This is a genomic window from Winogradskyella poriferorum, assembly GCF_050618035.1.
In the GTDB taxonomy this organism is placed as follows: Bacteria; Bacteroidota; Bacteroidia; order Flavobacteriales; family Flavobacteriaceae; genus Winogradskyella; species Winogradskyella poriferorum_A.
The window spans coordinates 47,820-74,234 of sequence record NZ_JBODPY010000001.1 but is presented as its reverse complement, the minus strand read 5'-3'; the positions used below and the strand labels follow the sequence as shown (position 1 = coordinate 74,234).

Genomic DNA, 26,415 nt, shown 5'->3' with positions numbered 1-26,415 from the left:
TCCTTAGATTTTTCTAAGGACTTTTTTTATCGAATATTTATGTGTTACTCTCCTAAAAAAGGATATCTGTAATCGGTAGGAGTAACAAAAGTCTCTTTAATTAATCTTGGAGACACCCAACGTAATAAGTTTTGAGCACTACCTGCTTTATCATTTGTGCCTGATGCTCTTGCTCCACCAAATGGTTGTTGACCAACTACTGCTCCGGTTGGTTTATCATTGATGTAGAAGTTTCCAGCAGAGTTTTGTAAAGCTTTGGTTGCTTCATCAATCGCATATCTGCTTGTTGCCAATACGGCACCTGTTAAAGCATATTCGCTAGTTTTATCTACTAATTTTAAGGTGTCAGAATAGTCACTGTCTTCATATACATAAATCGTTATAACAGGTCCAAATAATTCAGTACACATCGTAGTGTATTTAGGATTTGAAGTCACAATAACAGTTGGCTCAATAAAATAACCTTTTGATTTATCGTAACCACCACCTGCAATAATCTCGGCATCTGAGTCAGTTTTTGCTTGGTCAATATATTTTGCAAGTTTATCAAAGGATCCTTCATGAATAACTGCCGTAATGAAATTGCTCATATCCTCAGGAGACCCCATTTTAAATGAATTGATATCTTCTAAAACATAATTTTTTACATCATTCCATAATCCTTTAGGTATATATGCTCTTGATGCGGCACTACATTTTTGACCTTGGAACTCAAAGGCGCCTCTAGAGATAGCTGTTGCGACTTGCTTAGCATTAGCTGATTTGTGTGCTATAATAAAATCCTTACCACCAGTTTCACCTACAATTCTAGGATATGTTTTGTAATTATGGATGTTTTCGCCAATCTGCTTCCAAAGTTCTTTAAATATAAATGTAGAACCTGTGAAATGTAAACCTGAAAAATCCGGGCTTGAAAGTACCGTATTGGTAATCATCACAGGATCACCAAAAACCACATTTATTACACCATCTGGTACACCTGCCTCTTTAAACACATCCATTATAACTTTTGCCGAATAAACTTGGCTATCACTAGGTTTCCATACTACAACATTTCCCATTAAAGCCATACAAGCTGGTAAATTTCCTGAAATAGCTGTAAAATTGAATGGTGTTACCGCATAAGTAAATCCTTCCAAAGGTCTATATTCTACGCGGTTCCAAGCATCGCTGGTACTTTCTGGTTGTTCAGCATAGATGTCTGTCATAAATTGAACATTAAACCTTAAAAAGTCAATAAATTCACAAGCAGCATCTATTTCTGCTTGGTGAATGGTCTTGGACTGAGCTATCATCGTAGCAGCATTGATCTTAGCACGATAAGGTCCAGCAATTAATTCAGCTGCTTTTAGAAAAATTCCAGCTCTGTGCTCCCAAGGTAATTGAGACCAAGTTTTTCTTGCTTCTAATGCAGTTGCAATAGCATCATCAACATGTTGCTGTTCAGCAAGATGATATTCTCCTACTATATGTTGATGATCATGTGGAGGAGACATCGTTCTTGTGTTTCCTGTTTTAATGTCTTTACCGTTGATGTATAAAGGGACTTCTACTTTACTGTTAAACATTTGCTTGTATGCCTCTAAAACTGCTTCGCGTTCTGGTGTGCCAGGAGCATATGATTTAACAGGTTCGTTCACTGCGATTGGAACATTAAAGAAACCTTTTCCCATGGTGTATTAATTTTTTAGTGAATTGATTTTTTGAAAGTGCAAAGTTACAATTTTTTATCCTTGGAATTAGCTTTTGAAACGTTATAGAAATGCTAATGATTCGATATTATATTTTGTAAGTTGCTGTGTTTTATTTTAATTTGATCTGTGTCAAAAAATAATGCCGTAATATTAACCTTAGCCTATCCCGAAACAATTGTCTCGCATGCTGATGAATGGTATTCTAAATTCTTAAGATTTGCATTTATTGGAAGTAAAAAACATGTTAGAGCAGGACATGCGGCCCTTGTTTTAATAGACAAGAAAACAGGTATTCTAGAGTATCATGATTTTGGCAGATATATCACTTCAGAGCCAAACGGAAGAGTTCGGGGAAAGCAAACGGATTTTGAGCTAAACTTCCCTTTAAAAGCCAAATTTGAAGGTGATGAAATTGTAAATCTTAATGAGATTCTAAGCTTTCTTGCTACCAATCCAAAACTTACGCATGGCGATGGGAATTTGTATGCATCGGTATGCAATACTATCAATTATTCCAAAGCTAGGAAACATATTGATATGATGCAAAAGAAAGGTCTAATGCGCTATGCTGCTTTTATAAAGGATGCATGTAATTGTGCCCGTTTTGTAACGGATGCAATAATAGCTTCTGTGAACGATGAAAAAATTAAGAAGCGTTTAATACGTTCTAAATGGTTTACGCCGAGTACAATTGGTAATGTCGTTATAGCAGACACTTTTGATGAGGTATATTTAGTAGATACTATGGGCAATATTGGAAGTTTTCAATCTACTGTAAGCCGAGAGAATAGACGTCTTTTTATCGACACACTCAAAGGCTATAATCCAAGTTTAGTCGGTACAATCTTGCCAAAGTCAAATGATAATAAGGCAAATCATGCCCAGTGGTTAAGTGGAATTGCGGCTGGTGCTTGGTTCGAAATTTATAACTTAAACCCTAAAAATCATTTTAGATTTAGACGAATTTCTCCTTACGGAAATATCGATTGTGATGGTATTTATGAGATAGACCAAACCACCTTTGATATTTATTCAGATTATGAATTTGTGCATTATTCAAACTGTGCGTTTTTCCATATCCTGCAACGAGATACACTTTACAAATTCAAATATTTAGAAGATTTTAAGGCCTAGTTTAGTGCAAATGGTGTACTGAGTTTAAAGGACGGAATATAGACCTTAAATTTGCTAGCTTTAGTGAAATTTACCATGTTGTAGTGCCCTTGCATAGCACCGAATGGAGACGATAATAAACAGCCAGAATTGTAAGTATGCGATTCTCCAGGTTTTAAAACTGGCTTTTTGCCAATTACACCCTCTCCTTCAATAATTTCCTCATTATTTAAGGCGTCAAGAATCTTCCAGTGTCTTGAATTAAGTTGAACCGAGTCTTTACTTTGATTCTCTATGGTCACTTTATAGCCAAATGCAAAGTGTACTTTATAATTTTTATAAAAAGTACCTTCAAAGTTGGTTTCAACCGAAATTTTTATGCCACTTGTGACTTGTTGTACCATATTTAATAAAATATTCTAAGCTAAAATAAGCTATTTTTTTGTAGAAGCCTTTATTTTTCGGCTATCCTACAGGTTTTTTTAACATATTTTCGGCTACATGTGCTTCTAATACGATGAAAAAGTCGTCAATGTCTGTTTTGTCGAGGCAAGTATTGATGGTAACCATTCTCACAAATTCGGTTTCATTGTGTTTGCCAAACCCAACCATCAGATCTGCTTTTTCATATAATGAGGTACACAAATCTTTTGCAGAAATATCTTTATAACTAAAGCATACTGAAATTGAATCTTCAAAACTATGAAGCTTATAATCTTTGTGATTTATAATATACGATCTTGAATATGCGGCGAGCTCAAATTGTTTATCGACTATTTTTTCTAGTCCCGAAGTTCCAACAGATTTCCAAAGTGTCCATATTTTAAGCGCATCATTTCGTCGACCACATTGTAATGAGGTTTTTCCTAAATTAAAGTCATCACCATCGGTTTGATAAAGGTATTCTGCATCGTTTGAAAATGATTCATATAACTGGCCTTTATGCTTAGTCACAATGATAGAACAACTCAACGGTGTGCCTAACATTTTATGAGCATTAACGCTGAAAGAATCAGATTTTTCTAAACCATCAACAAGGTGTTTATACTTTTTACTGAAGATAACACCACCACAATAGGCACCATCTACATGTAGCCACAAGTTATAGGATTGGCAAACCGCACTGATTTCTTCAATATTATCAAAAGCGCCTAAAACAGTTGTTCCTGCAGTGGCATTAACAAAAAATGGTACATCACCATTATTTATATCTACCTCAATTAATTCGATGAGATGCGACACAAGCATTTCACCTTTTTCATTTGCTTTTACAAGTTTTACTTGGTCACGTCCTATGCCAGTTAATGCTGCATTCTTTGCTATAGAATAATGTGATTCTTCAGACGTGTATAGCGTCATTTTTCTACTAATTCCTTTTGACCTTATGTATTCGTTTTTTGCATCGCGTGCCATTACCAAGGCCATGAGATTACTCATGGAACCACCTGGTGCAAATGTTCCATTAGCATTTTCATCGTATCCAGCTAATTTGGAAATATTTCTTAAAACCTGTTTTTCGATACCAACCTGTGGCCCAGCGACCTTATAGGTATACATACTGTTATTAAACATCACTGACAAAAGATCGCCAAGTGTGGCTTTACCAATTCTACCACCAAACAGTTGGTTGAAAAATCGTTTAGATGCTGTTTTGGGAGTTTTTGCTATTATATCTTTTAGAATATTAACAAGCTCATTATCTAAGAGGCCATTTTCATTTAATGATAAATCCAGTTGCTCATATAATTTTGAAGTTGGTATATGATCTACTACAGGCTGATTAATTTCAGCTTTAAAAAGTTCATCACATAATTCAGAAAATAGGACGATATCGGTTTGCATTAAAATTTCGAATTTGTTGGATGTAATAATTGAAATTTAGTCTCAAAAGTTAATGAAACTTACATAATTAATTTGAAATATTAACGGAAGTAGCCTCACCAAATCCAATAAGTCGATCAAATCTAGCACCAAGATCTCTATAGTACACTAATACTTTGTAGTTATTTTCAGTTTGCCAAAAGTTTCCACTAACAAAACCCTCATCTATTTGGTTGGTGTTTTGGTCTACCGCCACAAATTTATAATTGTAAAAACCTTGTTTTAATCGCAACATACCTTCATAATTTCCACTTTCTCCATTGTAAATCAATTGGGTTAAAGGTTCAATGGCAAATGCATTAAAGTTGCCGTAAACATGAAGATTTTTGTCTTTTAATTCTTCATGGCGCAAAGAAAAATGGACCATTGTGTAATCTGCTTCTACGTCTATATCAGTTCGATCAATAGCGGTAATTTGAAAATTTCCATTAATGTCTGGATTATAAGTATACGGTCGGTCCCATCTTGGGGTGTTTGTAAACAAATAGCTTTCATAGATTTCTTGCAAGTCGATGAACTGAACACCAACATTCGCTGCGCGAACATCTTTGGTTTCAAAGAACAGGTACTCATTTCCGCCCCAAAAAGCAGATTCTTCAACGTAGCGATATATCAACTGATTGCCTAGCGTGTATTGAGGTCGAAGCCCAGAAATGGCTGTATTTAGGTTGTTATTTTGAATAATTACAGTATTAATAGTTTCTAGCGGATTATTGAAGTTGAAACTATTTGTTGCAATAACTAAATCTACAGATTGTTTTTCTGCTACAAACTTAACATCTCGAGATCGCTTAACGTTTACGCCAACATTTACCAAATCCTCATAGACCATGAACTTTCTACTAAACATAAGCTCGCCATAATCATCGAAAATTGAGATCATGTAATTACCTGTTTTTAGTATGGCACGAGTCTGTAAATTAGGAATCTGTAATTTATAATGTGAATAGACCTGGTACGTATTGAAAGAATTATAATATTCAAGAATTCTTTGATTATCCAAACCTCTTAAATACTCAGCTTTAGCCAAAACTGAAGGTGTCCAATCATAATTAAAATGCTCTATTACATAATAAAAGTCCTCTTCATTTGCATTGAGTGCATCAAATTCTAAAATCAAGGGTTCTCCTAACTGTAAAATTGGTAATTGACCTTGAGTGGTATTACTTTTAAATGTGATGGTTTTAATAAAATCGGGTGGTGTAATTTCCTCGGCTTGACTCATTACCAAAACAGGTAATAATATTAGGACTAGAAGGTTAAGTGCCTTATTCTTCATGTAAAAATCTATTCAGTGTCTAAAGATAATCAAAATCTATACCTATCATATATTTAAGTTATTTATAATCACTATAAATAAAAAAGATGTTTTAGAATGAAATATTTTTCATCATTAATTCGTAAATTTGCACGGATTTTTAGATAACTAATCGTTAATATATATGTCAAAAGACATCAGAATTAAGAAAGGTTTAGACATCAAGCTTGTAGGCGAAGCCGAAAAAGCGACTGAAAATGCGATAATAAGCAATTTTTACTCCGTCAGACCTGAAGATTTCCACAGTATTATACCAAAACTTGTTGCCAAAGAAGGAACTCGTGTGAAAGCAGGAGAAACACTCTTTTATAACAAGGATTTTGAAGCTATGAAGTTTGTTTCACCTGTTTCGGGAGAAATAACTGAAATACAGCGTGGACCAAGAAGACGAATTGATGCGATAAAAATTACGGCAGACAAAGAGCAAAGCCATTTAGATCATGGTAAATTTGACCTATCTGCTGATGCTGACAAAATTAAGGCACATTTATTAGCATCTGGTTGTTGGGCATTCATCAAACAACGACCATATGATGTAGTCGCAAATCCCGAGAGTACTCCGAAAGGAATTTTTATCTCAGGCTATGCAAGTGCTCCATTGGCAGCAGACTTAGATTATACGCTTCGAGGTAAAGAAGAAGAATTGCAAACTGCTGTAACTGCACTTTCTAAATTGACAAGTGGTGGAGTTCATATCTCAGTAGGAAAAGGAACTAACTCACCGTTAGCAGGCCTTGAAAATGCAACTACTTATACTGTTTCAGGACCACATCCTTCTGGTAATGTGGGGACTCTTATCAATAAAGTAGATCCAATTAATAAAGGCGAAGTCGTTTGGACTGTAAATGCTCAAGACTTAGTAATTATAGGTGAATTACTACTAACTGGTAAGTTTAATGCAGAACGCGTTATTGCATTTGGTGGTTCGTCAGTTAAAAAGCCAAGATACTTTAAAACAAAAATTGGTGCTGAGGTTTCAACTATGATTTACGATAATGGTGTTGATAAAGATGGCAATGACCGAATCATTTCTGGAAATGTGCTTACTGGAAAGCAAGTTGCACCAGATGGTCACTTAGATTATTACAATAATGTTATCACTGTAATTCCAGAGGGAGATGATTATGAATTCTTTGGTTGGAATAAACCAATTTTCAATAAAATTTCTACGTCTAGAGCCTTCACTTTTTCTTGGTTAAATCCGAAGAAAAAATATGAACTTAATACAAACACCAATGGCGAGCATCGTGCGTTTGTAGTGACAGGAAGTTATGAACAAGTATTTCCTTTGGATATTTACCCAATGCAAATTCTAAAGGCTTGTATGTATAAAGATTTAGATGAAATGGAAGCTTTAGGTATGTACGAAGTAGCACCTGAAGATTTTGCATTAACAGAATTCATCTGTGTTTCAAAGCAACCACATCAAAAGATAATAAGAGAAGGATTAGACTTAATGCTTAAAGAGATAGGATAATGGGTTTAAAACAGAATTTACACAATTTTAAAGTAAAGAATAAGGATAAAAAGTGGTTACCTGCTTTTAATGCACTTTTTACTTTTTTATACATGCCAAACGAGACCACTCATGGTGGCACTCACGTTAAGGCAGCCGACGATTTAAAGCGTACAATGAATACGGTTATAATCGCATTAGTACCATGTTTAATTTTTGGTATGTTTAATGCTGGATATCAACATTATTTAGCCTTAGGTGAAATAGATGCAGCCAATGGTTTTCTTGGTGCTTCTTTTTGGACTTGGGATAATCTTGTTATAGGGCTATTAAAGGTTTTACCGCTTGTAGCAGTTTCATATGGCGTTGGACTTGCAGTAGAATTTATTTTTGCGGTAATAAAAGGACACGAGGTAGAAGAGGGTTATTTAGTAACAGGAATGTTAGTACCTCTAATTGTACCGGTTGATATTCCATTATGGATGTTAGCAGTAGCAGTAATCTTTGGTGTTGTTATCGGTAAAGAAGTTTTTGGTGGAACAGGAATGAATATCTTAAACCCTGCTTTGACCATTAGAGCCTTTTTATTCTTCGCCTATCCAACGTGGATGTCTGGTGATAAGGTATGGGTACATGGTGCAGTAGAAAGAGCCAATCAAATTGCGAGTGGTCAAAACGTAGATGCTATCTCTGGTGAAACTTTGTTAGGTGCATACGCACAAAACACCTCATTAGCAGGTATTGATTATTGGGACATGTTCTGGGGATTAATACCTGGATCTGTTGGCGAAACTTCAAAATTCTTAATTGTTATTGGAGGATTATTTTTAATATTCTCTAAAATCGGTAGCTGGAGAATTATGTTGAGTACCTTATTAGGAGCTCTAGCAATGGGTCTTATTTTTAATGGTGTTGTTGATGCTGGTTGGATTGGTGAATCGAGCAAATTCTACGGATTAATGAGTGTTCCATTCTGGCAACATCTAATCATTGGAAGTATATTATTTGGTGCAGTTTATATGGCTACAGATCCTGTAACAGCATCACAAACAAATAAAGGAAAATGGATTTATGGATTTTTAATTGGTTTCATTTCAATTATGATTCGTGTATTTAATCCTGCATACCCAGAAGGTGTTTTCCTTGCTATCTTATTAATGAATGTATTTGCGCCAACTATCGATCATTATGTGGTGCAAGGTAATGTTAAGCGAAGAATGAAACGTCTAAAAGCTAAAGTAGCATAGTTATGAGTAACAAGACAGATTCAAATATATATACGGTTGTATTCGCCATTGGAATGGTTGTAGTTGTTGGAGCCTTACTAGCTTTTACAGCGTCTTCATTAAAAGAGCGAATTACTGAGAACAAAAGATTAGAGAAACAGCAGAACATTTTGTACGCAATGGGTGTTAATGAAAACACAGAGAATAGTGCGTCATTTGTTTCTACAGATAAAGCGCCAGAATTGTTCAATGAATACATAAAACAGCAATTAGTCATTACCAATGGTAATGAGATTAAAGAAGATGATAATGCTTATCTAATTGATGTAAAAAAAGAGCAGGATAAAGCAAAGAAAGGTGGTGTTAGACAATTACCTTTATTTGTTGGAGTTAAGGATGGTAAGTCTTATTACATCGCTCCAATTAGAGGTAAAGGATTATGGGATGCTATTTGGGCGTACGTTGCTATGGATGAGAATATGGTCATTCAAGGTGCATATTTTGATCACAAAGGAGAAACACCTGGATTAGGTGCTAATATCAAAGAAAGATTCTTTATGGATGATTTCATTGGTGAACATTTAATGTCTAATGGAGAGTTTAAAGGTGTTACAGTATCTAAAAGTAATGCCGATCCAACGAATAAGGATAAAAACGATCATGAGGTTGATGCTATAGCAGGAGCTACTATTACTGGTGATGGTGTAGCAGCCATGATTAAGAAGGATTTAGCATTATATGTACCATTTTTTAAAACACTAAATTAATTATGGGTTTACTTTCAAAAAAAGATGCAGCTTTAATTACAGATCCGTTAGCGGATAACAACCCAATTACAATTCAGGTACTTGGTATTTGTTCAGCTTTGGCAATTACAGCACAGTTAAAAGCATCAATCGTAATGGCCATTTCAGTATTATTTGTAATGGGTGTTGGTAATGTTGTTATTTCTGCAATTAGAAATATTATTCCATCAAAAATTAGAATCATCGTACAGTTAACGGTAGTTGCTGCATTGGTAATTATAGTAGATCAAGTTTTAAAAGCTTTTGCTTACGAATTAAGTAAAGAGCTTTCTGTATTTGTTGGTTTAATTATTACGAACTGTATCATTATGGGTCGTTTTGAAGCCTTTGCTTTAGGTAACGGATTATGGCGTTCGTTTTTAGATGGAATTGGTAATGCTCTTGGGTATGGTGTTATCCTTATTATAGTTGGTTTCTTTAGAGAATTACTAGGATCTGGAACATTACTTGGTATACCTGTCTTAGGAGATCCAATTGCTAAAACTGGATTATATAGTATAGGATACGAAAACAATGGTTTTATGCTGTTGTCACCAATGGCATTAATTGTTGTAGGAATTATTATCTGGGTTCAAAGATCTAGAAATAAAGCATTAATAGAAGATTAAAACGGAGTATTGTCCTATTGTTTTTAGGATCTCAAAAAATATAATATGGAACACGTAGAATTATTTTTTAAGTCAATATTTATAGACAACATGGTGTTTGCTACATTCCTCGGAATGTGTTCTTACCTTGCGGTTTCTAAGAAAGTTAGTACAGCAGTAGGTCTTGGAGCCGCTGTAATATTTGTACTTGCTATAACAGTACCTTTAAACTGGTTGTTAGATCAGTATATTCTTCAACCTGGAGCATTAACATGGTTAGGCCCAGAATTTGCTGAATATGATTTAAGCTTCCTTTCTTTTATAATGTTTATTGCTACCATCGCAACAATGGTACAATTAGTAGAGATTGTGGTTGAGAAATTCTCACCATCATTATATAATTCTCTTGGTATTTTCTTACCATTAATTGCGGTAAACTGTGCGATCTTAGGTGGTTCATTATTTATGCAATCTAGAGAAATTGCCACATTAGGGTTAGCCTTAAATTACGGAATAGGTTCTGGTATAGGTTGGTTCTTAGCGATTTTAGCTATAGCTGCTATTAGAGAAAAGATTAGATATTCAAGTGTACCTGCTCCATTAAGAGGGTTAGGAATTACCTTTATCATAACTGGTTTAATGGCTATCGGATTTATGAGTTTTGGTGGTATGTTAACTGGTGGCGATGAAGGGGCTAAAAAAGAAGATACAACAGTTCAGGTAGAAGAGAAAGTTGAACTTTCTGAAGAAGATAAAGTATTAGCCGATAACTTAAACAAAGTAAGTGAATAGTATGATTTTAGCAGTTGATTTTGGAATTATTGCAACTACTGTTGCGGCATTCTTATTAGTAACGCTATTGTTGGTAGCATTACTGTTATTTGTAAAACAAAAATTATCACCATCTGGTCCGGTTAAAATTACCATCAATGGTGAAAAAGAAATAGAAGTAGCTTCAGGTGGAACTTTATTAAATACCCTAGGGAGTAATAAAGTATTTTTACCTTCTGCTTGTGGTGGTGGTGGAACTTGTATTCAGTGCGAGTGTCATGTACTTTCTGGTGGAGGTGAAGCATTACCTACTGAAACACCACACTTCTCAAGAAAGGAATTACAACATGGTGCACGTCTTGCATGTCAGGTAAAAGTAAAGCAGGACATGGAAATAACAATCCCAGAGGAAGTATTTGGTATCAAGAAATGGGAGGCAGTTGTTGTTAGAAATTATAACGTAGCTTCATTTATTAAGGAGTTTGTTGTTGAGATTCCTGAGGATATGAATTATAAGGCTGGTGGATATATTCAGATTGAAATACCACCATGTGAAATAAAGTACTCAGACATAGATATTACAGCTCACCCTGAAGAACATGAGACACCAGATAAGTTCCAAGCAGAATGGGACAAATTTGGTTTATGGCCTTTAGTTATGAAAAACACTGAGACTGTTGAGCGTGCTTATTCTATGGCCTCTTATCCTGCAGAAGGAAGAGAAATTATGCTTAATGTACGTATTGCTACACCACCATGGGATCGCGCTAAGAACCAATGGATGGATGTTAATCCAGGTGTTGCGTCATCCTATATTTTTGCTCAAAAGCCTGGTGATAAAGTTATTATCTCTGGTCCTTATGGTGAATTCTTTATCAATGAGTCTGAAAGTGAAATGTTATATGTAGGTGGTGGAGCAGGTATGGCACCAATGCGTTCTCATTTATATCACTTATTTAAGACCTTAAAAACAGGAAGAAAAGTAACCTATTGGTATGGTGGACGTTCTAAGCGTGAGTTGTTCTACATTGAGCACTTTAGAGCATTAGAGAAAGACTTTCCAAACTTTAAATTCTACATGGCTTTATCTGAACCATTAGAGGAAGATAATTGGAAGGTTAAAAGCGATATTAATGACGAAGCAGGTGATGGTTTTGTTGGCTTTATTCATAACTGTGTAATTGATAACTACTTAAATCATCATGATGCGCCAGAGGATATAGAATTATATTTCTGTGGACCACCATTAATGAACCAAGCTGTTCAGAAAATGGGAGAGGATTTTGGTATTCCAGATGAACATATTAGATTTGATGACTTTGGTGGATAGTCACTAAGCGTCATTCAGTAAACTTGTCGTCTGTGTTAAGCAGGAATCTAGAAAAATAAATAGACCAGTGCTTTATAAGTGCTGGTTTTTTTATGTTTAAAATTAATATTGAAGTTCTAATTCTTGAGATTTAAAGTCGAATAAAGCAGAACAATCCATAATGTTTTTACTGCCATCGAGTTCACATAATATAGAAACGACTGCACTTAGACCATTGAATAAGATGTCTTTATTTTTTATGTTTTCGGGTCTGTACAATTTACTCCCTTTTTTAAATCCATAGTAACCACAACCTTCAAGAAATGACTTTTCTATAATTAATAATTCTTGTGGATTATACCCATTAAATCGTCTGCCTAAGTTAAAATGTAGTCTGCCTAAGTAACTTAGTTCAGTTGAGCCATGTTTATCAGTCAAATGTTTCCAGCTATCATTATTGTTCAGAATATTACCAACAGCACAGTGTTTGCAATCATCAGGATTGAGGGTATTATTATGAAATGCTTGGTAGAGTTTTTTAACTGCTAGATCGAATCTTTTAGTTGTACTCATAGTTTTTCTTTTTCTACTATGAAGATACTAAAATTAGAAAACAGTATCAAAGCAGAACTTTATTTTAACGATATTCCATTATGAGAAATACTGCAGTGGTTTCGCCTATATTCAAAACTTCATGCGTTGTTTTTTCTGCATTCTTAAAAGTGTATCCTGTAGGGACGTCAACCTCTCGAGTTCCTGAGGAATCAGTAATTCTAAATTTGCCACCGGTTAAAGTATAGCCAATATGAGGGTTGTGATAATGCAATTCATGTCCAACATTTGGCGGAAAGGTACATTTTAGCACGCGTAGTTCCTTGTTATCCTCGAGAATTTCACAAACAGGCTCTCCATTCCATCCTGCTTCTAAGGGGTCTGGTAGTTCACTGGCTTTCTCACAATTTAGGCACAAAGAGGCAAGAAAAATAAGTAAAATATAGTAGCACGATTTCATGTCTAAAAGATGAGTGGCATAACGAGTTTAAACATTAAAATAAGTAGTAGCACAGAGATGATATTTAAGATAATTCCAACACGCGCCATATCTTTTACTTTTATGTAGCCACTAGCAAATACTATGGCATTTGGTGGTGTGGCCATTGGTAACATAAAGGCGCAACTACTTGCTATTGTTACAGGAATTAGTAAATGAAGCATTGGTACCTCTAATCCTATTGCAATACCTGCTACAACAGGAGCTAATACTGCAGTAAGCGCAACATTACTCATAAGCTCAGTCATAAATAGCATAAGTATTATTAATAAACTTGCAGTTAGTAGGATGTTTATATTGCTTGTAGAAATGGAATTTGCCACTAAATCTACAATACCTGTAGATGACATTCCTTTAGCTAGTGCCAATCCACCTCCAAATAAAATTAAAATACCCCAAGCCAAATTACGAGTGTCTTTCCATTCCAATATAAATTCACCTTTTTTAAGGTTATATGGGATGGTAAATAGGGCAATGGCTCCCAATATACTAATCATAGTATCGCTAAGTTGAAGAGATGGGAATATAGAGTTTAATAAACTGCGACCAATCCAAAGAGAAACAATCACTGCAAAAACAATTAACACTTGGCGTTCTCTTGGAGTAATTTTACCTAAGGATTTCAGTTCTTCTTTTAACACATTTTGACTCGCTTTAAAGAGTAGTCCCTTGTTAGGAAATAATTTTATTAGAATAAAATAAATAATACCTATGAGTATGGTTGAAAATGGTAAGCCAAGTGTCATCCATTTAACAAATGAAATTTCGATGTTATATTCATTTTCTAAAAGACCAATGAGCACGGAATTTGGTGGTGTTCCAATTACGGTAGCAATACCTCCTGCATTTGCGGAAAATGCTATTCCTAGCATAACGCTTAGCGCAAAATTTCGATCCTTCTTTGTAAATCCATCTTCATCATCAATCAACATATTTATAACAGACATTGCAATAGGTAACATAACAACTGTACTCGCTGTATTGCTAATCCACATACTCATAAATCCTGTTGCAATCATAAAACCTAGGATAACATTATTTGGAGATGTACCTGTTTTATTGATTATTGTGAGCGCAATTCTCTTATGAAGATTAACCTTCTCTAAGGCCAAGGCCAATACAAAACCACCAAAGAATAAAAAGACTATAGGACTCCCATAATTGGCTCCAACATCACCCATTGGCATTATCTTTAAAATAGGAAATAAGAGTAATGGTAGAAGTGAAGTCACTGATATTGAAACAGCTTCAGTAATCCACCAAATAATCATCCAGACCGCTATAGCGATAACACTATCTGCTTTTTCAGATATTAAATCAAATGGTAAAAGTTGAATTACAAAAAAAAGTAGTGGACCAAATAAGAGTCCAACACGCTTGGAAACTGGGTGAGACTTCATTGATAAATTAGTAAGCCAATACTATTAATAAATAATTTATCATTAGTATAATATATTGTCTAATATACGATCAAGACTTTTTTCTTTTCTATGAAATTTGCTGTCCGTCAAAAATAACTTATAAATCTCCTGTCTAAACTCCGCAAGTTCCATTTCTGTAAAATCATGCAAATGAATAGAATCTTCTATCTTATCAATACTCTCTTGCTCTGTATGTGCCGAAAAGGCATTATGCATTTTGAGATAGGTGTCTGGTGACGTCTTTGATTTTATAAGATTAATTTCATCTTCTGTGGCATTAGAGTCGACACTCGCACAAAAAATAAGAATAAAAATTTTTAATTCTTCCTTAGTCCAGTCGGTTGTTGCTGCGGCCATTTTTATTTTTTTAGCTAATTAAATTTTAACATGAGATCATGTTGTTTTTAAGCCCATCAGGTATGAGTATGTTAGGGTTATTTTAACCAAGGGATTGTTTTTTTACAATCATACATATTCTAAGCTGTTTAAAGTTAAACAAATTTTATTACTCTTATTCATGTTGATGATTACAAAAGCCATTTTAAGATTTACTTTTACTATAGTAATTGGGAATAATTTCTGTCCACATCTTCGTATCTTTGCAGTATGAAAGCATTGACTTTACAGGAGCTACATAATTTAGCTATGAATCATGTAGGTAAGGATTTAGAATCCCGAGGATTTGAGTTTGTGGCTGTAAATAGTAAATTGAAAAAGCACCCACAATTTGTTTGTATAGATCAAAACAAGGAGTGGTTCTTCGTTATTGTTAGGGCTGTAATGTTACCTGAAAACCCTAATAATTACGATGTTGTTTGGATGGAGACCTTTAAAAAGCATGCATATGAAAAAAATGCGAAAGTGCTCTATGCTGGTGTAGGATTAGGAAATCCAAATGGTGAGGATTTACCAATTTATCTAAATAAAGAATATCTGATAGAATATAATGGCATACAAGTAATCGATATGAATTTAAACTAAAATGAAAAAGAGTCTTGTTTTAATTTTCTGCATTCTGTTAATGACATGCTCCGAAGATAAACCGGAGAATATAAAACTTACGGGTCCAGTCTTTGGTACTGCATTTAATATACAATATACTGCAGAGGATGATGTCAATTATATAACCCAAATAGACAGTCTATTTGACGTGGTAAACAAGTCTTTATCGACGTATTTACCAAATTCTGATATTTCTAGGCTTAATAGAAACGAAGATGTTGTTATAGATAAGCACTTTAAGCGTGTCTTCCAGGCTTCGAAGGATATATATAGGTTAACTGAAGGAACGTTTGATCCTACTATTGGCAATGTTGTTAATGCCTGGAATTTTGGTGCGGAGAAAAATAAATTTTTAACTGATAGTACTACCATAGATAGTTTAGTTCAATTTGTTGGATTTAATAGGGTTGGTTTAAAAAACAACAAAATAATTAAGCCAAATACGTCTTACTTAGAGTTTAATGCTATTGCTAAAGGTTACGGAATCGACTTAATAGGTGAGTTTTTAGAGTCTAAAGGTGTGGATAATTATTTGGTGGATATAGGAGGTGATTTAAGGGTCTCTGGTATTAACCAAGAGCGTCAAAAACCATGGTCTGTAGGAATTGATGATCCAAACTTTGATGGCACACAATCTTACTCTAAAGTTATTAGTTTAATGAAAGGTGCAATGGCTACATCTGGAACTTATAGAAAGTTCAACTTGGACCAAGATGGAAGACGCTACGCACATATTATTAATACCAAAACTGGTTATCCCTCTAAAACCAATATACTAAGTGTCTCAGTTATTGCTCCAGATTGTATGACGGCCGATGGTTATGCGACTGCGTTTCAGGCTATGGGTATTGAGGGGATCAAGGAGTTTTTAGTTCGTCATGATGAATTAAAGGTATACCTTATTTACGAAGATGAGGAAAAAAACCTCCGGACCTTAAGTCTTAATAATTTTCCAGAATAAAAAGGTGACTTAATGTATTTATCCGTGTCTTATAATTGCTATTAATCACTATTTGTAATTATAAAAAGTTGTGCCTTTGTTCGTTTTTGGTGCAACTTTTTTATTTTCTAACAAAAGGTATGATTTCACCCGATGATAATCTATATCTATTTACATCTTCTTTTGATAGTTGTGCTGTATAGTCAACTTCATCTACTTTAAACCCAACAGTTCTTAGTTTATCAAAATAATCTCTACCGTATACGCGTACATGGTCATATTGTCCAAATACCTTTGCGCGTTCTTTTTTATCAGTGATCGAGTCATCTTCAAAGGTGGTTGATCTATTTAGGTCTTGCGGAATTTGAAAAACACCCCAACCTCTAGGTTTTAAAACACGATAGAGTTCTTCCATGGCTTTTTTATCATCAGGAATATGTTCTAATACATGATTACATAAAATCACGTCAAATTGATTTTCTTTAAATGGTAGATTACATATATCAGCTTTTACATCAGCAATAGGAGAATTTAAATCTGTGGTTGTGTAGTCTATGTTAGTAAAGGTTTTAAAACGTTTATAAAAACATTGTTCAGGAGCAAAGTGTAGTAAAGAAAAGTTGTCTTTAAAAAATGGAGTCTCATTTTTTAAAAAAAGCCATAACAGCCTATGGCGCTCTAGAGATAGGGTAGATGGTGATAATACATTAGGTCGTTGGGTACCATAACCGTAAGGTAAAAATTTCCGAAAGTTCCTACCATCGATAGGGTCTGTATATAAATCTCCTTTAAGAAAAAATGCAAAAATTGGCCTGACTAAGTAACTTAACCTTATTAATAGAGGTCTAGGTATAAAATTAAGAATGAACTTAAAAATAGATTTCAAATTAAATTACTTATAGTCTTCTCTAGGAGGGTTGAAAATATCTAAAATCTTGCAATCGGTAATGGCTTTACCAGAATGTTCTTCATTTGATGGAATTACCATTATAGATCCAGACGTGTAAACTTTAGTTTTATTTCCAATTGTCATTTCAAATTCGCCCTCCATAATATGAGAAACCTGCTCATTAATATGGTTGTGAAGCGGAAGCTCTGAACCAGCTTCAACCTCCCAAAAAGAAACGGTCATTGAATCGGTATGAATAAACTTCCCCTTAAAACCCTTAATTATTTCTTTGGCTTCAATTTTGGACAATTCAGTTTCAAACATCATAACACCAAAGCTTTTTGTCTGAATTCGTCTTCTTCGTTAGAAGTAATTCCTAATGCCTCGTGTACATATCCGAAGGTAGATAAGATTTCAGGTTTACCATCTATAATGGCAACATCGTGTTCAAAGTGTACACTTGGTTTCCCGTCTTGAGTAACTATTGTCCAACCATCCTTCAGTTGTTTTACTCTGTGTGTTCCCATATTAATCATAGGCTCTATGGCAACAACCATTCCTTCGATGAATTTTTTACCTCGACCACGTTTACCGTAATTTGGCATTTCAGGATCTTCATGCATTTTTTTACCTAAACCGTGTCCAACAAGCTCGCGAACGACGCCATAACCTTCGGCCTCACAATATTTCTGAATAGCAAATCCAACATCTCCAACTCTATTACCAACTTTTAATTGTCTTATACCTTCATAGAGTGATTCTTTGGTTACTCTAATAAGTTTCTTCGTAGCTTCATCGACATTACCTATTTCGAAGGTATAGGCATGATCTCCATAAAATTCATTCATCAGAGCGCCACAATCTATCGATACAATATCACCATCTTCCAGAGGACGATCTGTTGGTAGGCCGTGTACCACTGCTTCATTCACGCTACATAATAGTGTAGATGGGCAATCATATAATCCTTTAAAACCAGGAATTGCACCTTGATCTCTAATATACTCCTCTGCAATTCTATCGAGATAATTGGTAGTAACACCTTCCTTAACTTCCTTCGCCAACATGCCTAGAGTTTTAGAAACAACCAGTGCACTTTGACGCATTAACTCAATTTCTTCTCTTGTTTTTACGATTATCATGCTACGCTAATTAGGAGGCAAAGATAGAGAATTATAACAATTTTCTAATTTTATTAAAATATGATAAAAGACAGTTTTTATCAATAATTTCTAAGGTAAGTTTGTAATCTAAATCGTAGATCAATGTATAGAACAGTAAGTGCAGAAGAAGCATTAAAAGTAGTTAAATCAAATGATAAGATTTATATCCAAGCAGCAGCAGCAGTGCCGTCTGTTCTGGTTGAGGCTTTGGCTTCTCGCCATGAGGAATTACGAAATGTAGAGATTTGTCAATTACATACTGAAGGCGATGCACCATATGCCAATCCAGAACTTGCTGAAAGTTTTCATGTTAACTCTTTTTTTATTGGTAGAAACGTAAGACATACATTGCACGCAGGCAATGGATCTTATACACCTGTTTTCTTAAGTGAACTTCCTCTGCTATTCAAACGAAATATTGTTGATATCAATGTGGCACTTATTCATGTAAGTGTGCCCGATAAACATGGCTATTGTTCGTTAGGAGTATCGGTTGAAGCGACTTTAGCTGCAATTGATAATGCTGATTATGTGATTGCCCAAGTGAACAAGCAAATGCCAAGAACATTTGGTGACGGTATTATCCATGTCACTGAGATTAATGCATTTGTTGAGGTAGATGTTCCACTTCCAGCATTTCCGGTTACAGGGCCATCAGATGTCGAAACTAGAATTGGCGATTATATTGCTGAGCTTATTGATGATAGAAGTACGCTTCAAATGGGAATTGGTAATATTCCAAATGCTGTTTTAACGCGTCTGCATAACCACAAAGATTTAGGCTTACATACTGAAATGTTTTCAGATGGTGTAATCGATTTAATTCTAAAGGATGTTATTAATGGTAATTACAAAGGTGTAAATCCAGGTAGAGCTTTGGCAACATTTTTAATGGGTTCACAACGTTTATATGATTATGTGAATGATAATCCTTTTGTAGAGATGCGATCTTCAGATTATGTAAATGATGTCTCTGTTATAAAACAAAATCCTAAAATGGTTGCTATTAATTCGGCCGTGGAAGTGGATGTGACAGGACAGGTATGTGCTGATTCTATTGGTTCTAAAATGTATTCTGGTGTCGGTGGGCAAATGGATTTTATCCGAGGTGCATCCTTAAGTGAAGGCGGTAAAGCTATTATTGCACTACCATCTGTTACGAAACATGGAATTAGCAGAATTGTTCCAACACTGAAACCAGGTGCAGGTGTTGTTACTACAAGAGCGCATGTGCATTATGTCGTAACCGAATATGGTGTTGCTAATCTATATGGAAAAACCATTAAAGAGCGTGTTAAGGGTTTAGTTAATATTGCACACCCAGACCACAGGGAGGAGATTGATAAGGCTTACTTTGAGCTGGTTTAGTTATTTAAACCATCCAAAAAGGCCTTTCCCTTTTTTAGAATTGATATTTGGTGTTTCATTGGTTATCATTTGATAGATTTCACCCCATCCAAGAATACCTCCAATATTTCTGTCATCAATGAATAAGTCTGCGTGGATTTTTCGGCTCCTACTGTAATCAAATTTTTCTTCAGGAAAACTTGCGTTCACAGCATAAAAGTCAATGCCGTTTTTTTGACAAAACTCTACAGCTTCTCTAAGTTTTGTGCCACTTCTATACGTCCAAAGAATCAATCGGTGCCCATCTTCTTGTAATCGTTTCAATGTTTCAAAAGCGAAAATGCGGGTTTTACCAATTTTAGGGTAAGCATCTTCTACAATCGTACCATCAAAATCTACTGCTATTATCAATCGTTCATTTAATTTCATTACCAATAGTGATTATGGTATAAATATATCAAAAAACAAAAATTATACAAGACTATGACGTGTCATTGCTTCGGGTTGTGGTATACCCATAAGTTTTAAAATCGTTGGTGCAATATCACCAAGTATTCCATCTTTGATTGCCTTTAAATCTTTATCAATTAATATCACTGGCACTGGGTTTGTGGTGTGTGCTGTATGCGGTGTTCCATCTGGATTTATCATAGTTTCGCAATTGCCATGATCCGCAATAAGAATTGTTGTATAATCGCTATTTAATGCTGTAGTAACCACATCTTTTACACAAACATCAACAGCTTCACAGGCCTTTATCGCAGCTTCCATAACACCAGTATGACCCACCATGTCACCATTTGCAAAATTTAAACAAACAAAGTCTACTGTACCTTCTAGTAATTCTGGTACTAATGCGTCTCTAAGTTCATAAGCACTCATCTCTGGTTTTAAATCATAAGTGGCCACTTTTGGTGAGTTTCTAAGAATCCTTTGTTCATTTGCGAATGGTTCTTCGCGTCCACCAGAAAAGAAAAAGGTAACATGAGGATATTTCTCAGTTTCAGCAATTCTTATCTGATGTTTACCTGCTGCTTCTAATATTTCTCCTAGTGTTTCACTAAGGTTGTCTTTTTCAAATACAACGTTTATACCATTAAAACTGTCATCATAGTTTGTCAGTGTCACATAGTAAAGCTTCAGTTTGTGCATATTATACTCATGAAAATCTTCTTGAGATAATACTTGTGTTAACTGTCTTCCTCTATCTGTTCTAAAATTGAAGAAAATAACAACATCATCTTCTTCAATCCTTGCTGTTGGATTACCTTGATTATCTGATATTACAATTGGTTTAATGAACTCGTCAGTGACATCATCTTCATAACTAGATTCAATAGACGCAAGTATATTTGTTGAAGGAACACCTTTTCCTTCAACGATAGCATCATAAGCCAGTTTTACACGTTCCCAGCGTTTGTCTCTGTCCATTGCATAATAGCGTCCTGAAACTGTAGCTAGTTTTCCGGTAGTTTTATTGAGATGGTCTTCTAAATCAGATATAAAACCATAACCCGATTTCGGATCAACATCGCGACCATCAGTGAATGCGTGTACATATAAATCTTCAATACCATAAGTATTTGCGACATCTATTAATCCAAATAAATGATTAATGTGCGAATGAACACCTCCATCACTCACTAATCCAAGTAAATGCACTTTTTTGTCATTTTTGCTAGCAAATTCAAATGCGTCTTGAAGTACTTTTTCATCTTTTAAAGTGTCGTTTTCGACTGCAAGATTAATCTTAGCCAAATCTTGATATACTATTCTACCAGCTCCAAGATTCATATGTCCAACTTCACTATTACCCATTTGACCTTCAGGTAAACCAACATGAAGACCATCAGTCCTAAGACTGGCATTTGGAAAATCTTTGTATAGGGAATCTATAAATGGAGTTTCAGCATTATCAATTGCAGAAACCTTTGGGTCGGGAGATTTACCCCAACCATCTAATATCATTAAAATGACTTTTTTGTTCATCTTTTAAAAAACTTAGGAATTCAAATATACTATATCATCAGTGATAACAAATTGCTTCACTAAAAAAATCTTGAGTTATTTAATTCTTATTTTTTTATAAAGGATATGTATTCTCACAAAAAGAAATTAGGACGATCTTAACATATTTGTTTTCAAATCGTTAATATTCTGTTATTTCATGCACAGTATTGTAACAGATTTAGATTTATGTCGTCTATTTGGTATATCAAAAGATATAAGTCTTGGTTTCAATTTGTGAGATAAATGAAACCTATTTCAATAAAAGGTATAGTTATTGATTATTAAAAATCATAAATGTCTAAAATAGACAATTATTTGAGTTAGTTAGTTGAAAAATGCGTCTTAGTCTAAGACGCATTTTTGTATTTTCTAATGGCATCTCTAATATGTTCTATCCTATTTTCTGGATCTGGATGCGTACTCTGAAATTCTGGTACTCGATTCGGGCCAGCGGCTTCTTTTAGTATTTTCATTACACCAATCATCTCTTCTGGATTGTAGCCAGCATCTATCATAAAATGAACGCCTAATTCGTCACTCTCTAATTCATCATCCCTTCCGTTTTTTAATAGTGTTCCTTGGCCAACCTGTTGTGCTACGGCACCCATATCAATTGCTCCTGCTCCCATGATAAGAGTTTGCCAGTATTTGGAATCCGTAATACGCTCATTGGAGTGTTTACCTAGAACATGGCCAATCTCATGCCCTAATACACCAGCTAATTGATCTTCATTTTCCAATTTTGAGAATAAGGCATAAGTAATGAATATTTGTCCTCCAGGTAAGGCAAACGCGTTGATAGTACGTTGATCGGCCAATAAATGAAATTCATATTTATAAGGGGTTTGTTCGGCTATACTATTTTGAACGAGTTTATTCCCAACATTATCTACCAAGACCTGGTAACGGTTATCAGGGTGAAGACCACCATGTTGTTGTGCCATACCAGGAGCACTTTGTAATCCAATTGCAATTTCTTGTTCTGGAGTTAATGAAATAGCTTGGGTTCTACCTGTGTAAGGGTTAACTTCTTGTTGGCTGCATCGACGTATAAATGCAAATGCAACTATCGCTAATCCTATAATTAGTCTGATTTTAAAACTGCCTCTTCTCATAAAGGTTTAATTTGGTTGAATAAGTTACAAAAGTTAGACACATAACTTATCTAAAAGTCATCTTTATTGGTAGTGTAATTAGTGTTTTGAGAAATTAATAAGTTACTTTTAACTTTCAAAATGAGATAATATGGCATTTGATTTTCAGATAATTCAGAAAGAGAAGTACCGCCTAATTATTCCTTTGGTACATGAATTAAATGATGGGAAAGTATCTAAGGATGATTTAAAAGTGCGTTTTGAAGAAATGTCTAATCAAAATTATGAATGTGCTGGAATTTTTGATGATGATACATTAATAGGAGTTGCCGGACTGTGGTTTTGTACAAGGCATTACGTTGGTAAATCAGTTGAGTTAGACCATGTATTCATCAAACCAGAATATAGAGGTTCAGGGCTAGGTAAAAGTTTTATGGGTTGGATTCAAAATTATACCCAGTCTAAGGGCTGTAAATCACTAGAGCTCAATACTTATGTTCAGAATTATCCATCTCACAAATTTTATTATAATGAAGGCTATGAAATTTTGGGATATCATTTTCTTAAAAAAATTGATAACTAAATTTACTTAGAATAGTTAAGTTTTAATTCAAGGTGTTGTCAGAATTAAAATCTGATTGGTATACTTTAACAAGATTTCCAACCCTCATAAAAGCAAACAACACATTAAATGAGGGCGGGGATTAAATACCGGGACTAAATGCCTCACTTAAGTGTTGTTTTTGGTTAGGCTTCAAATGAAACCTTATGTTATTATCGAAATGAACTCAATTTTTGAGTTTAGCTAATTTGAGAAAGACTATTTCGATTGGTTGATATTTTTTATACTGACATTAATTAAATTGTATTTATTAGTGAAAATTAGTTAGATCTGTATTGGTTGGGATTTCATACGGCAGCTCATCATATTTAAAAACACGTGCCATTAATTGCCCTTTTAAGGTTATGCTATCATCTTTTATTTCTAGCCAACTTCCTTCTCTAAGTCCAATTACTGGATGAGTATTAAATCCGTGAAACTCCTTTATCCTCGTTTCTCTTGATTCTCCCATATGAGTGCTATTTGGATCTGGATCTAAGTAATGAGGGTTAATATTAAAAGGAAAAACACCGAGTGTTTTAAAGCTAGGTGGATGAACAATTGGCATATCATTAGTGGTATGCATCGTTAATCCACAGATATTACTGCCAGCACTAGTACCAAGATATGGTGTGCCACTTTCTATGGCATTGCGTAGTGCTTCAATTAGATTGTTTTTATAGAGCTGATTAACTAAAACGAATGTATTTCCGCCACCTGTAAAGATTCCTTTGGCTTCGTTAATAGCTTTTACAGGATCATTAAATTCGTGAATTCCTTTTATCGATTTATTAATTTTTTGGAAGGCTTTTTGCACCAGAGAAGTGTAGTCTTGGTGACTTTTCCCGCCAGGGCGAGCGTAAGGTATGAAAAGAACTTCGTCGGTTGTTTTAAAAAGTTCTTTTAAATTATCATGTAAGTACTCCAGGTACCCACTACCATGAATAGTAGAGGTACTAGCAACAAGCAAATTCTTCACGAATTTTTTATAATTAATTAATCCACCCTAAAAATAGTTTACGAGCACCTATTTAACAAACATTTACCAAGTAAATATTGTGAGAATTGAAGATTTAGTACGAACTTTATTAATCTAAAAATTTGAAATGAAAAGAATACTACTTTTTCTTTGTTGTGTTTTCTCACTAAATACCTATTCTCAAGATATTCAACGTGTGAATGTTAATGGTAGAATTGTTGTTACTTCTGCAGATAAAGAAGGCGTCACTGTTTATAACACATCTGCAAATAAAGGTACTGTAACAGATGAAAATGGGGAATTTAAAATTGATGTCGCTCTGAATGATGTGGTTGAGTTTGGAGCGCTACAGTTCAAAGATTTTACTGTGGTTATCAATGACAAAATTTTAGTGTCTAAACAAATGACCGTTATTTTAGTTGAGGAGGTTAATAAACTAGATGAGGTTGTATTATTGCCCTTTGGTCTTACAGGAAATCTTGGGGCTGATTTGGAGAATGTGAGGACCTATAACGTTAGTTTAGATGAAGTTTATTTTGGTCTCGATCATATAGAAGATTTTAAGTTTTCTGCAGATTACAAAACGGAGGCAGAGAATGTTGCTTTTAATGAATATAATCCTAGAGTAGACAATATGCTAAATTTGGTAAATCTTGCTAGTTTTTTAGTAAGTCAAGTTGCAGATATAGAAGGTGATAGTGGAGATAAAAGAGAAAGGGCATTAAGACAAACTCCATTTAAAAAAGCACTTGAACAATACAGCCTTAATTTTATTCATGCCAATTTTGATATTCCTCTAGATGAGGTCGATGCCTTTGCTGATTATGTTGAAAAAGAAGGTGTAGATCCGTCTTTATTGGCGAAGGATAAGGAAGTTGAATTTCTTGAACGAATTAATCAGCTCAGTAAATCGTATCTAAAATCCAAAAGTGATAAGGATTAGAAAATATTTATTTGCCTCATTTGTTTTTCTAATTACTGTTGTTTCCGCCCAGCGCAAAGAGCTTAAAGGGCAACTTATATCTGCTGATGATGTTGAGGGCATTCACATTTTAAACAAAACTGCGCCAAAATATACAGTTTCTAATGAAGCAGGTAGTTTTATTATCGAAGCTGAAGTAAGCGATACACTTTTTATTTCTGGATTAAAATACCAATCGAAGGAAGTTGTAATATCTAAGGAAATCTATGATTTAGGATATCTTGAGATTAAATTGATAGAAAAAGTCAATGAATTGGATGAAGTCATTGTTGGTAAAATCCTCACTGGAAGTTTAGAATCAGATTTAGAAAATTCAGATGCAAAGACAGAACTTAATTTTTATGATTTAGGGATACCAGGTTATACCGGTAAACCATTAACCTTGAATGAACGTAAATTATATGATGCTGATGCAGGGCCTTGGGGTTACATAGGTTTTGGCTTTGGCGTTAATTTTCATAAGCTTCTAAATAGTATCAGTGGTCGGACAAAGAAATTGAAGAAGATTGTTGAATTAGACAATAGAAACAACTGTATCGAACGCTTAAAACGCGAGTACGAAGACATAATTTTTGAGAATGTTGCATTAGAAGATAATTTGAGGACAGAGTATTTTCTTTTCTGTCAGGAAGATGAAGGATTTTTGCAGTTATGTCAGCGTAGAAATGATCTTGAAGCCATTGATTTCTTAAAATTAAAGTTAAAAGCATATTTAGAAAACAGGAACTCTTCTTCAAATGATTAGTTTTGGCGCAATTATTGAATCGTTACTCCA

28 protein-coding genes are annotated in these 26,415 nt (G+C 34.5%); 13 read left to right on the top strand and 15 right to left on the bottom strand.

What is annotated here, in order from left to right:
- Positions 1–44 precede the first annotated feature (44 nt).
- Positions 45–1,673, bottom strand: a complete 1,629-nt coding sequence (gene pruA / locus ACRHOC_RS00370; RefSeq protein WP_431156507.1) for an L-glutamate gamma-semialdehyde dehydrogenase — start codon at positions 1,671–1,673, stop codon at positions 45–47.
- A 147-nt stretch (positions 1,674–1,820) separates the two neighbouring features.
- Here pruA and ACRHOC_RS00365 point away from each other — a divergent pair, with 147 nt between their 5' ends.
- Positions 1,821–2,828 carry a DUF6695 family protein gene (locus tag ACRHOC_RS00365; protein WP_431156506.1) on the top strand — a complete coding sequence of 336 codons (1,008 nt, stop codon included), beginning with the start codon at positions 1,821–1,823 and terminating at the stop codon, positions 2,826–2,828.
- Here ACRHOC_RS00365 and apaG read toward each other — a convergent pair.
- From apaG to ACRHOC_RS00350, 3 genes are all read right to left on the bottom strand, one after another.
- A complete protein-coding gene (gene apaG / locus ACRHOC_RS00360) occupies positions 2,825–3,211 on the bottom strand; it encodes a Co2+/Mg2+ efflux protein ApaG (protein ID WP_431156505.1) in 387 nt (128 codons plus the stop codon). The two genes, ACRHOC_RS00365 and apaG, sit on opposite strands and share 4 nt — an antisense overlap.
- Positions 3,212–3,272: 61 nt before the next feature.
- Positions 3,273–4,649: a pyridoxal phosphate-dependent decarboxylase family protein gene (locus tag ACRHOC_RS00355; RefSeq protein WP_431156504.1), complete on the bottom strand. Its 1,377-nt coding sequence runs from the start codon at positions 4,647–4,649 to the stop codon at positions 3,273–3,275.
- Positions 4,650–4,716: 67 nt separating this feature from the next.
- On the bottom strand, positions 4,717–5,967 hold the full coding sequence (locus ACRHOC_RS00350; protein ID WP_431156502.1) for a DUF5103 domain-containing protein: 1,251 nt from the start codon (positions 5,965–5,967) through the stop codon (positions 4,717–4,719).
- A 163-nt stretch (positions 5,968–6,130) separates the two neighbouring features.
- Here ACRHOC_RS00350 and ACRHOC_RS00345 point away from each other — a divergent pair, with 163 nt between their 5' ends.
- From ACRHOC_RS00345 to nqrF, 6 genes are read left to right on the top strand one after another with little or no spacing between them, the layout of a single operon-like run.
- Entirely contained in the window at positions 6,131–7,483 is a 1,353-nt protein-coding gene (locus ACRHOC_RS00345) for a Na(+)-translocating NADH-quinone reductase subunit A (protein WP_431156501.1), read from the top strand.
- On the top strand, positions 7,483–8,709 hold the full coding sequence (locus ACRHOC_RS00340; RefSeq protein WP_431156500.1) for an NADH:ubiquinone reductase (Na(+)-transporting) subunit B: 1,227 nt from the start codon (positions 7,483–7,485) through the stop codon (positions 8,707–8,709). Before ACRHOC_RS00345 ends, ACRHOC_RS00340 begins: the two co-directional genes overlap by 1 nt.
- A 2-nt stretch (positions 8,710–8,711) precedes the next feature.
- The gene (locus ACRHOC_RS00335; protein WP_431156499.1) at positions 8,712–9,455 is read left to right on the top strand and encodes a Na(+)-translocating NADH-quinone reductase subunit C; all 744 of its coding nucleotides are present in this window, start codon (positions 8,712–8,714) and stop codon (positions 9,453–9,455) included.
- Between the two features lie 2 nt (positions 9,456–9,457).
- Positions 9,458–10,102, top strand: a complete 645-nt coding sequence (locus tag ACRHOC_RS00330) for an NADH:ubiquinone reductase (Na(+)-transporting) subunit D (protein WP_431156498.1) — start codon at positions 9,458–9,460, stop codon at positions 10,100–10,102.
- Positions 10,103–10,147: 45 nt separating this feature from the next.
- The gene (gene nqrE, locus ACRHOC_RS00325) at positions 10,148–10,873 is read left to right on the top strand and encodes an NADH:ubiquinone reductase (Na(+)-transporting) subunit E (protein WP_431156497.1); all 726 of its coding nucleotides are present in this window, start codon (positions 10,148–10,150) and stop codon (positions 10,871–10,873) included.
- A gap of 1 nt (position 10,874) precedes the next feature.
- Complete coding sequence (nqrF, locus tag ACRHOC_RS00320) at positions 10,875–12,182, top strand: NADH:ubiquinone reductase (Na(+)-transporting) subunit F (protein WP_431156496.1); 1,308 nt, start codon at positions 10,875–10,877, stop codon at positions 12,180–12,182.
- Positions 12,183–12,284: 102 nt separating this feature from the next.
- On the opposite strand, the gene ACRHOC_RS00315 is transcribed toward nqrF, so the two are convergent.
- The 4 genes from ACRHOC_RS00315 to ACRHOC_RS00300 all read right to left on the bottom strand — a co-directional run bounded on the left by ACRHOC_RS00315 (position 12,285) and on the right by ACRHOC_RS00300 (position 14,990).
- Positions 12,285–12,734, bottom strand: a complete 450-nt coding sequence (locus tag ACRHOC_RS00315) for a Na(+)-translocating NADH-quinone reductase subunit F (protein ID WP_431156495.1) — start codon at positions 12,732–12,734, stop codon at positions 12,285–12,287.
- Between the two features lie 64 nt (positions 12,735–12,798).
- Positions 12,799–13,173, bottom strand: coding sequence for a cupin domain-containing protein (locus ACRHOC_RS00310; RefSeq protein ID WP_431156494.1), 375 nt, complete (start codon positions 13,171–13,173; stop codon positions 12,799–12,801).
- Between the two features lie 2 nt (positions 13,174–13,175).
- Positions 13,176–14,612, bottom strand: coding sequence for an SLC13 family permease (locus tag ACRHOC_RS00305; protein ID WP_431156493.1), 1,437 nt, complete (start codon positions 14,610–14,612; stop codon positions 13,176–13,178).
- Positions 14,613–14,654: 42 nt separating this feature from the next.
- The gene (locus tag ACRHOC_RS00300) at positions 14,655–14,990 is read right to left on the bottom strand and encodes a hypothetical protein (RefSeq protein WP_431156492.1); all 336 of its coding nucleotides are present in this window, start codon (positions 14,988–14,990) and stop codon (positions 14,655–14,657) included.
- A gap of 249 nt (positions 14,991–15,239) precedes the next feature.
- Between ACRHOC_RS00300 and ACRHOC_RS00295 the strand changes: the two genes are divergently transcribed.
- Both ACRHOC_RS00295 and ACRHOC_RS00290 read left to right on the top strand, forming a co-directional pair.
- The gene (locus tag ACRHOC_RS00295) at positions 15,240–15,614 is read left to right on the top strand and encodes a Na(+)-translocating NADH-quinone reductase subunit F (RefSeq protein ID WP_431156491.1); all 375 of its coding nucleotides are present in this window, start codon (positions 15,240–15,242) and stop codon (positions 15,612–15,614) included.
- Position 15,615: 1 nt separating this feature from the next.
- Positions 15,616–16,596, top strand: a complete 981-nt coding sequence (locus ACRHOC_RS00290) for an FAD:protein FMN transferase (protein WP_431156490.1) — start codon at positions 15,616–15,618, stop codon at positions 16,594–16,596.
- A gap of 100 nt (positions 16,597–16,696) precedes the next feature.
- Here the strand turns inward: ACRHOC_RS00290 and ACRHOC_RS00285 are convergent, their stop codons facing one another.
- Genes ACRHOC_RS00285 through map form a run of 3 tightly spaced genes read right to left on the bottom strand, consistent with a single transcriptional unit; the run spans position 16,697 to position 18,606 of the window.
- Positions 16,697–17,461, bottom strand: a complete 765-nt coding sequence (locus ACRHOC_RS00285) for a class I SAM-dependent methyltransferase (RefSeq protein WP_431156489.1) — start codon at positions 17,459–17,461, stop codon at positions 16,697–16,699.
- A gap of 6 nt (positions 17,462–17,467) precedes the next feature.
- Positions 17,468–17,791 (bottom strand): cupin domain-containing protein, encoded by a 324-nt coding sequence (locus tag ACRHOC_RS00280; protein ID WP_431156488.1) that lies wholly within the window; start codon positions 17,789–17,791, stop codon positions 17,468–17,470.
- Entirely contained in the window at positions 17,788–18,606 is an 819-nt protein-coding gene (gene map / locus ACRHOC_RS00275) for a type I methionyl aminopeptidase (protein WP_431156487.1), read from the bottom strand. The genes ACRHOC_RS00280 and map overlap by 4 nt, the downstream gene beginning before the upstream one ends.
- A 123-nt stretch (positions 18,607–18,729) precedes the next feature.
- Here map and ACRHOC_RS00270 point away from each other — a divergent pair, with 123 nt between their 5' ends.
- Positions 18,730–19,995, top strand: coding sequence for an acetyl-CoA hydrolase/transferase family protein (locus tag ACRHOC_RS00270; protein ID WP_431156486.1), 1,266 nt, complete (start codon positions 18,730–18,732; stop codon positions 19,993–19,995).
- On the opposite strand, the gene ACRHOC_RS00265 is transcribed toward ACRHOC_RS00270, so the two are convergent.
- From ACRHOC_RS00265 to ACRHOC_RS00255, 3 genes are all read right to left on the bottom strand, one after another.
- A complete protein-coding gene (locus ACRHOC_RS00265; RefSeq protein ID WP_431156485.1) occupies positions 19,996–20,403 on the bottom strand; it encodes a BT0820 family HAD-type phosphatase in 408 nt (135 codons plus the stop codon). It lies immediately after the preceding gene.
- A gap of 42 nt (positions 20,404–20,445) precedes the next feature.
- Positions 20,446–21,963, bottom strand: coding sequence for a 2,3-bisphosphoglycerate-independent phosphoglycerate mutase (gene gpmI / locus ACRHOC_RS00260; RefSeq protein ID WP_431156484.1), 1,518 nt, complete (start codon positions 21,961–21,963; stop codon positions 20,446–20,448).
- Positions 21,964–22,331: 368 nt separating this feature from the next.
- Positions 22,332–23,099: a M48 family metalloprotease gene (locus tag ACRHOC_RS00255; protein WP_431156483.1), complete on the bottom strand. Its 768-nt coding sequence runs from the start codon at positions 23,097–23,099 to the stop codon at positions 22,332–22,334.
- Between the two features lie 130 nt (positions 23,100–23,229).
- Here ACRHOC_RS00255 and ACRHOC_RS00250 point away from each other — a divergent pair, with 130 nt between their 5' ends.
- Positions 23,230–23,661 carry a GNAT family N-acetyltransferase gene (locus ACRHOC_RS00250; RefSeq protein WP_431156482.1) on the top strand — a complete coding sequence of 144 codons (432 nt, stop codon included), beginning with the start codon at positions 23,230–23,232 and terminating at the stop codon, positions 23,659–23,661.
- A gap of 289 nt (positions 23,662–23,950) precedes the next feature.
- On the opposite strand, the gene pepE is transcribed toward ACRHOC_RS00250, so the two are convergent.
- Entirely contained in the window at positions 23,951–24,658 is a 708-nt protein-coding gene (pepE, locus tag ACRHOC_RS00245; RefSeq protein ID WP_431156481.1) for a dipeptidase PepE, read from the bottom strand.
- Positions 24,659–24,785: 127 nt separating this feature from the next.
- Here pepE and ACRHOC_RS00240 point away from each other — a divergent pair, with 127 nt between their 5' ends.
- Both ACRHOC_RS00240 and ACRHOC_RS00235 read left to right on the top strand, forming a co-directional pair.
- A complete protein-coding gene (locus tag ACRHOC_RS00240) occupies positions 24,786–25,601 on the top strand; it encodes a carboxypeptidase-like regulatory domain-containing protein (protein WP_431156480.1) in 816 nt (271 codons plus the stop codon).
- Positions 25,588–26,385 carry a hypothetical protein gene (locus ACRHOC_RS00235; protein WP_431156479.1) on the top strand — a complete coding sequence of 266 codons (798 nt, stop codon included), beginning with the start codon at positions 25,588–25,590 and terminating at the stop codon, positions 26,383–26,385. The genes ACRHOC_RS00240 and ACRHOC_RS00235 overlap by 14 nt, the downstream gene beginning before the upstream one ends.
- Positions 26,386–26,415 lie beyond the last annotated feature (30 nt).

Bases quoted from the DNA above. Each gene is read 5' to 3' on its own strand.
- apaG (WP_431156505.1), bottom strand. From the start codon at position 3,211: ATGGTACAACAAGTCACAAGTGGCATAAAAATTTCGGTTGAAACCAAC.
- ACRHOC_RS00355 (WP_431156504.1), bottom strand. From the start codon at position 4,649: ATGCAAACCGATATCGTCCTATTTTCTGAATTATGTGATGAACTTTTT.
- ACRHOC_RS00240 (WP_431156480.1), top strand. From the start codon at position 24,786: ATGAAAAGAATACTACTTTTTCTTTGTTGTGTTTTCTCACTAAATACC.
- ACRHOC_RS00350 (WP_431156502.1), bottom strand. From the start codon at position 5,967: ATGAAGAATAAGGCACTTAACCTTCTAGTCCTAATATTATTACCTGTT.
- nqrF (WP_431156496.1), top strand. From the start codon at position 10,875: ATGATTTTAGCAGTTGATTTTGGAATTATTGCAACTACTGTTGCGGCA.
- ACRHOC_RS00290 (WP_431156490.1), top strand. From the start codon at position 15,616: ATGAAAAAGAGTCTTGTTTTAATTTTCTGCATTCTGTTAATGACATGC.
- ACRHOC_RS00345 (WP_431156501.1), top strand. From the start codon at position 6,131: ATGTCAAAAGACATCAGAATTAAGAAAGGTTTAGACATCAAGCTTGTA.
- map (WP_431156487.1), bottom strand. From the start codon at position 18,606: ATGATAATCGTAAAAACAAGAGAAGAAATTGAGTTAATGCGTCAAAGT.
- ACRHOC_RS00250 (WP_431156482.1), top strand. From the start codon at position 23,230: ATGGCATTTGATTTTCAGATAATTCAGAAAGAGAAGTACCGCCTAATT.
- nqrE (WP_431156497.1), top strand. From the start codon at position 10,148: ATGGAACACGTAGAATTATTTTTTAAGTCAATATTTATAGACAACATG.
- ACRHOC_RS00295 (WP_431156491.1), top strand. From the start codon at position 15,240: ATGAAAGCATTGACTTTACAGGAGCTACATAATTTAGCTATGAATCAT.
- ACRHOC_RS00305 (WP_431156493.1), bottom strand. From the start codon at position 14,612: ATGAAGTCTCACCCAGTTTCCAAGCGTGTTGGACTCTTATTTGGTCCA.
- ACRHOC_RS00340 (WP_431156500.1), top strand. From the start codon at position 7,483: ATGGGTTTAAAACAGAATTTACACAATTTTAAAGTAAAGAATAAGGAT.
- gpmI (WP_431156484.1), bottom strand. From the start codon at position 21,963: ATGAACAAAAAAGTCATTTTAATGATATTAGATGGTTGGGGTAAATCT.
- ACRHOC_RS00255 (WP_431156483.1), bottom strand. From the start codon at position 23,099: ATGAGAAGAGGCAGTTTTAAAATCAGACTAATTATAGGATTAGCGATA.
- pruA (WP_431156507.1), bottom strand. From the start codon at position 1,673: ATGGGAAAAGGTTTCTTTAATGTTCCAATCGCAGTGAACGAACCTGTT.
- ACRHOC_RS00300 (WP_431156492.1), bottom strand. From the start codon at position 14,990: ATGGCCGCAGCAACAACCGACTGGACTAAGGAAGAATTAAAAATTTTT.
- ACRHOC_RS00265 (WP_431156485.1), bottom strand. From the start codon at position 20,403: ATGAAATTAAATGAACGATTGATAATAGCAGTAGATTTTGATGGTACG.
- ACRHOC_RS00315 (WP_431156495.1), bottom strand. From the start codon at position 12,734: ATGAGTACAACTAAAAGATTCGATCTAGCAGTTAAAAAACTCTACCAA.
- ACRHOC_RS00335 (WP_431156499.1), top strand. From the start codon at position 8,712: ATGAGTAACAAGACAGATTCAAATATATATACGGTTGTATTCGCCATT.
- ACRHOC_RS00280 (WP_431156488.1), bottom strand. From the start codon at position 17,791: ATGATGTTTGAAACTGAATTGTCCAAAATTGAAGCCAAAGAAATAATT.
- ACRHOC_RS00310 (WP_431156494.1), bottom strand. From the start codon at position 13,173: ATGAAATCGTGCTACTATATTTTACTTATTTTTCTTGCCTCTTTGTGC.
- ACRHOC_RS00270 (WP_431156486.1), top strand. From the start codon at position 18,730: ATGTATAGAACAGTAAGTGCAGAAGAAGCATTAAAAGTAGTTAAATCA.
- ACRHOC_RS00330 (WP_431156498.1), top strand. From the start codon at position 9,458: ATGGGTTTACTTTCAAAAAAAGATGCAGCTTTAATTACAGATCCGTTA.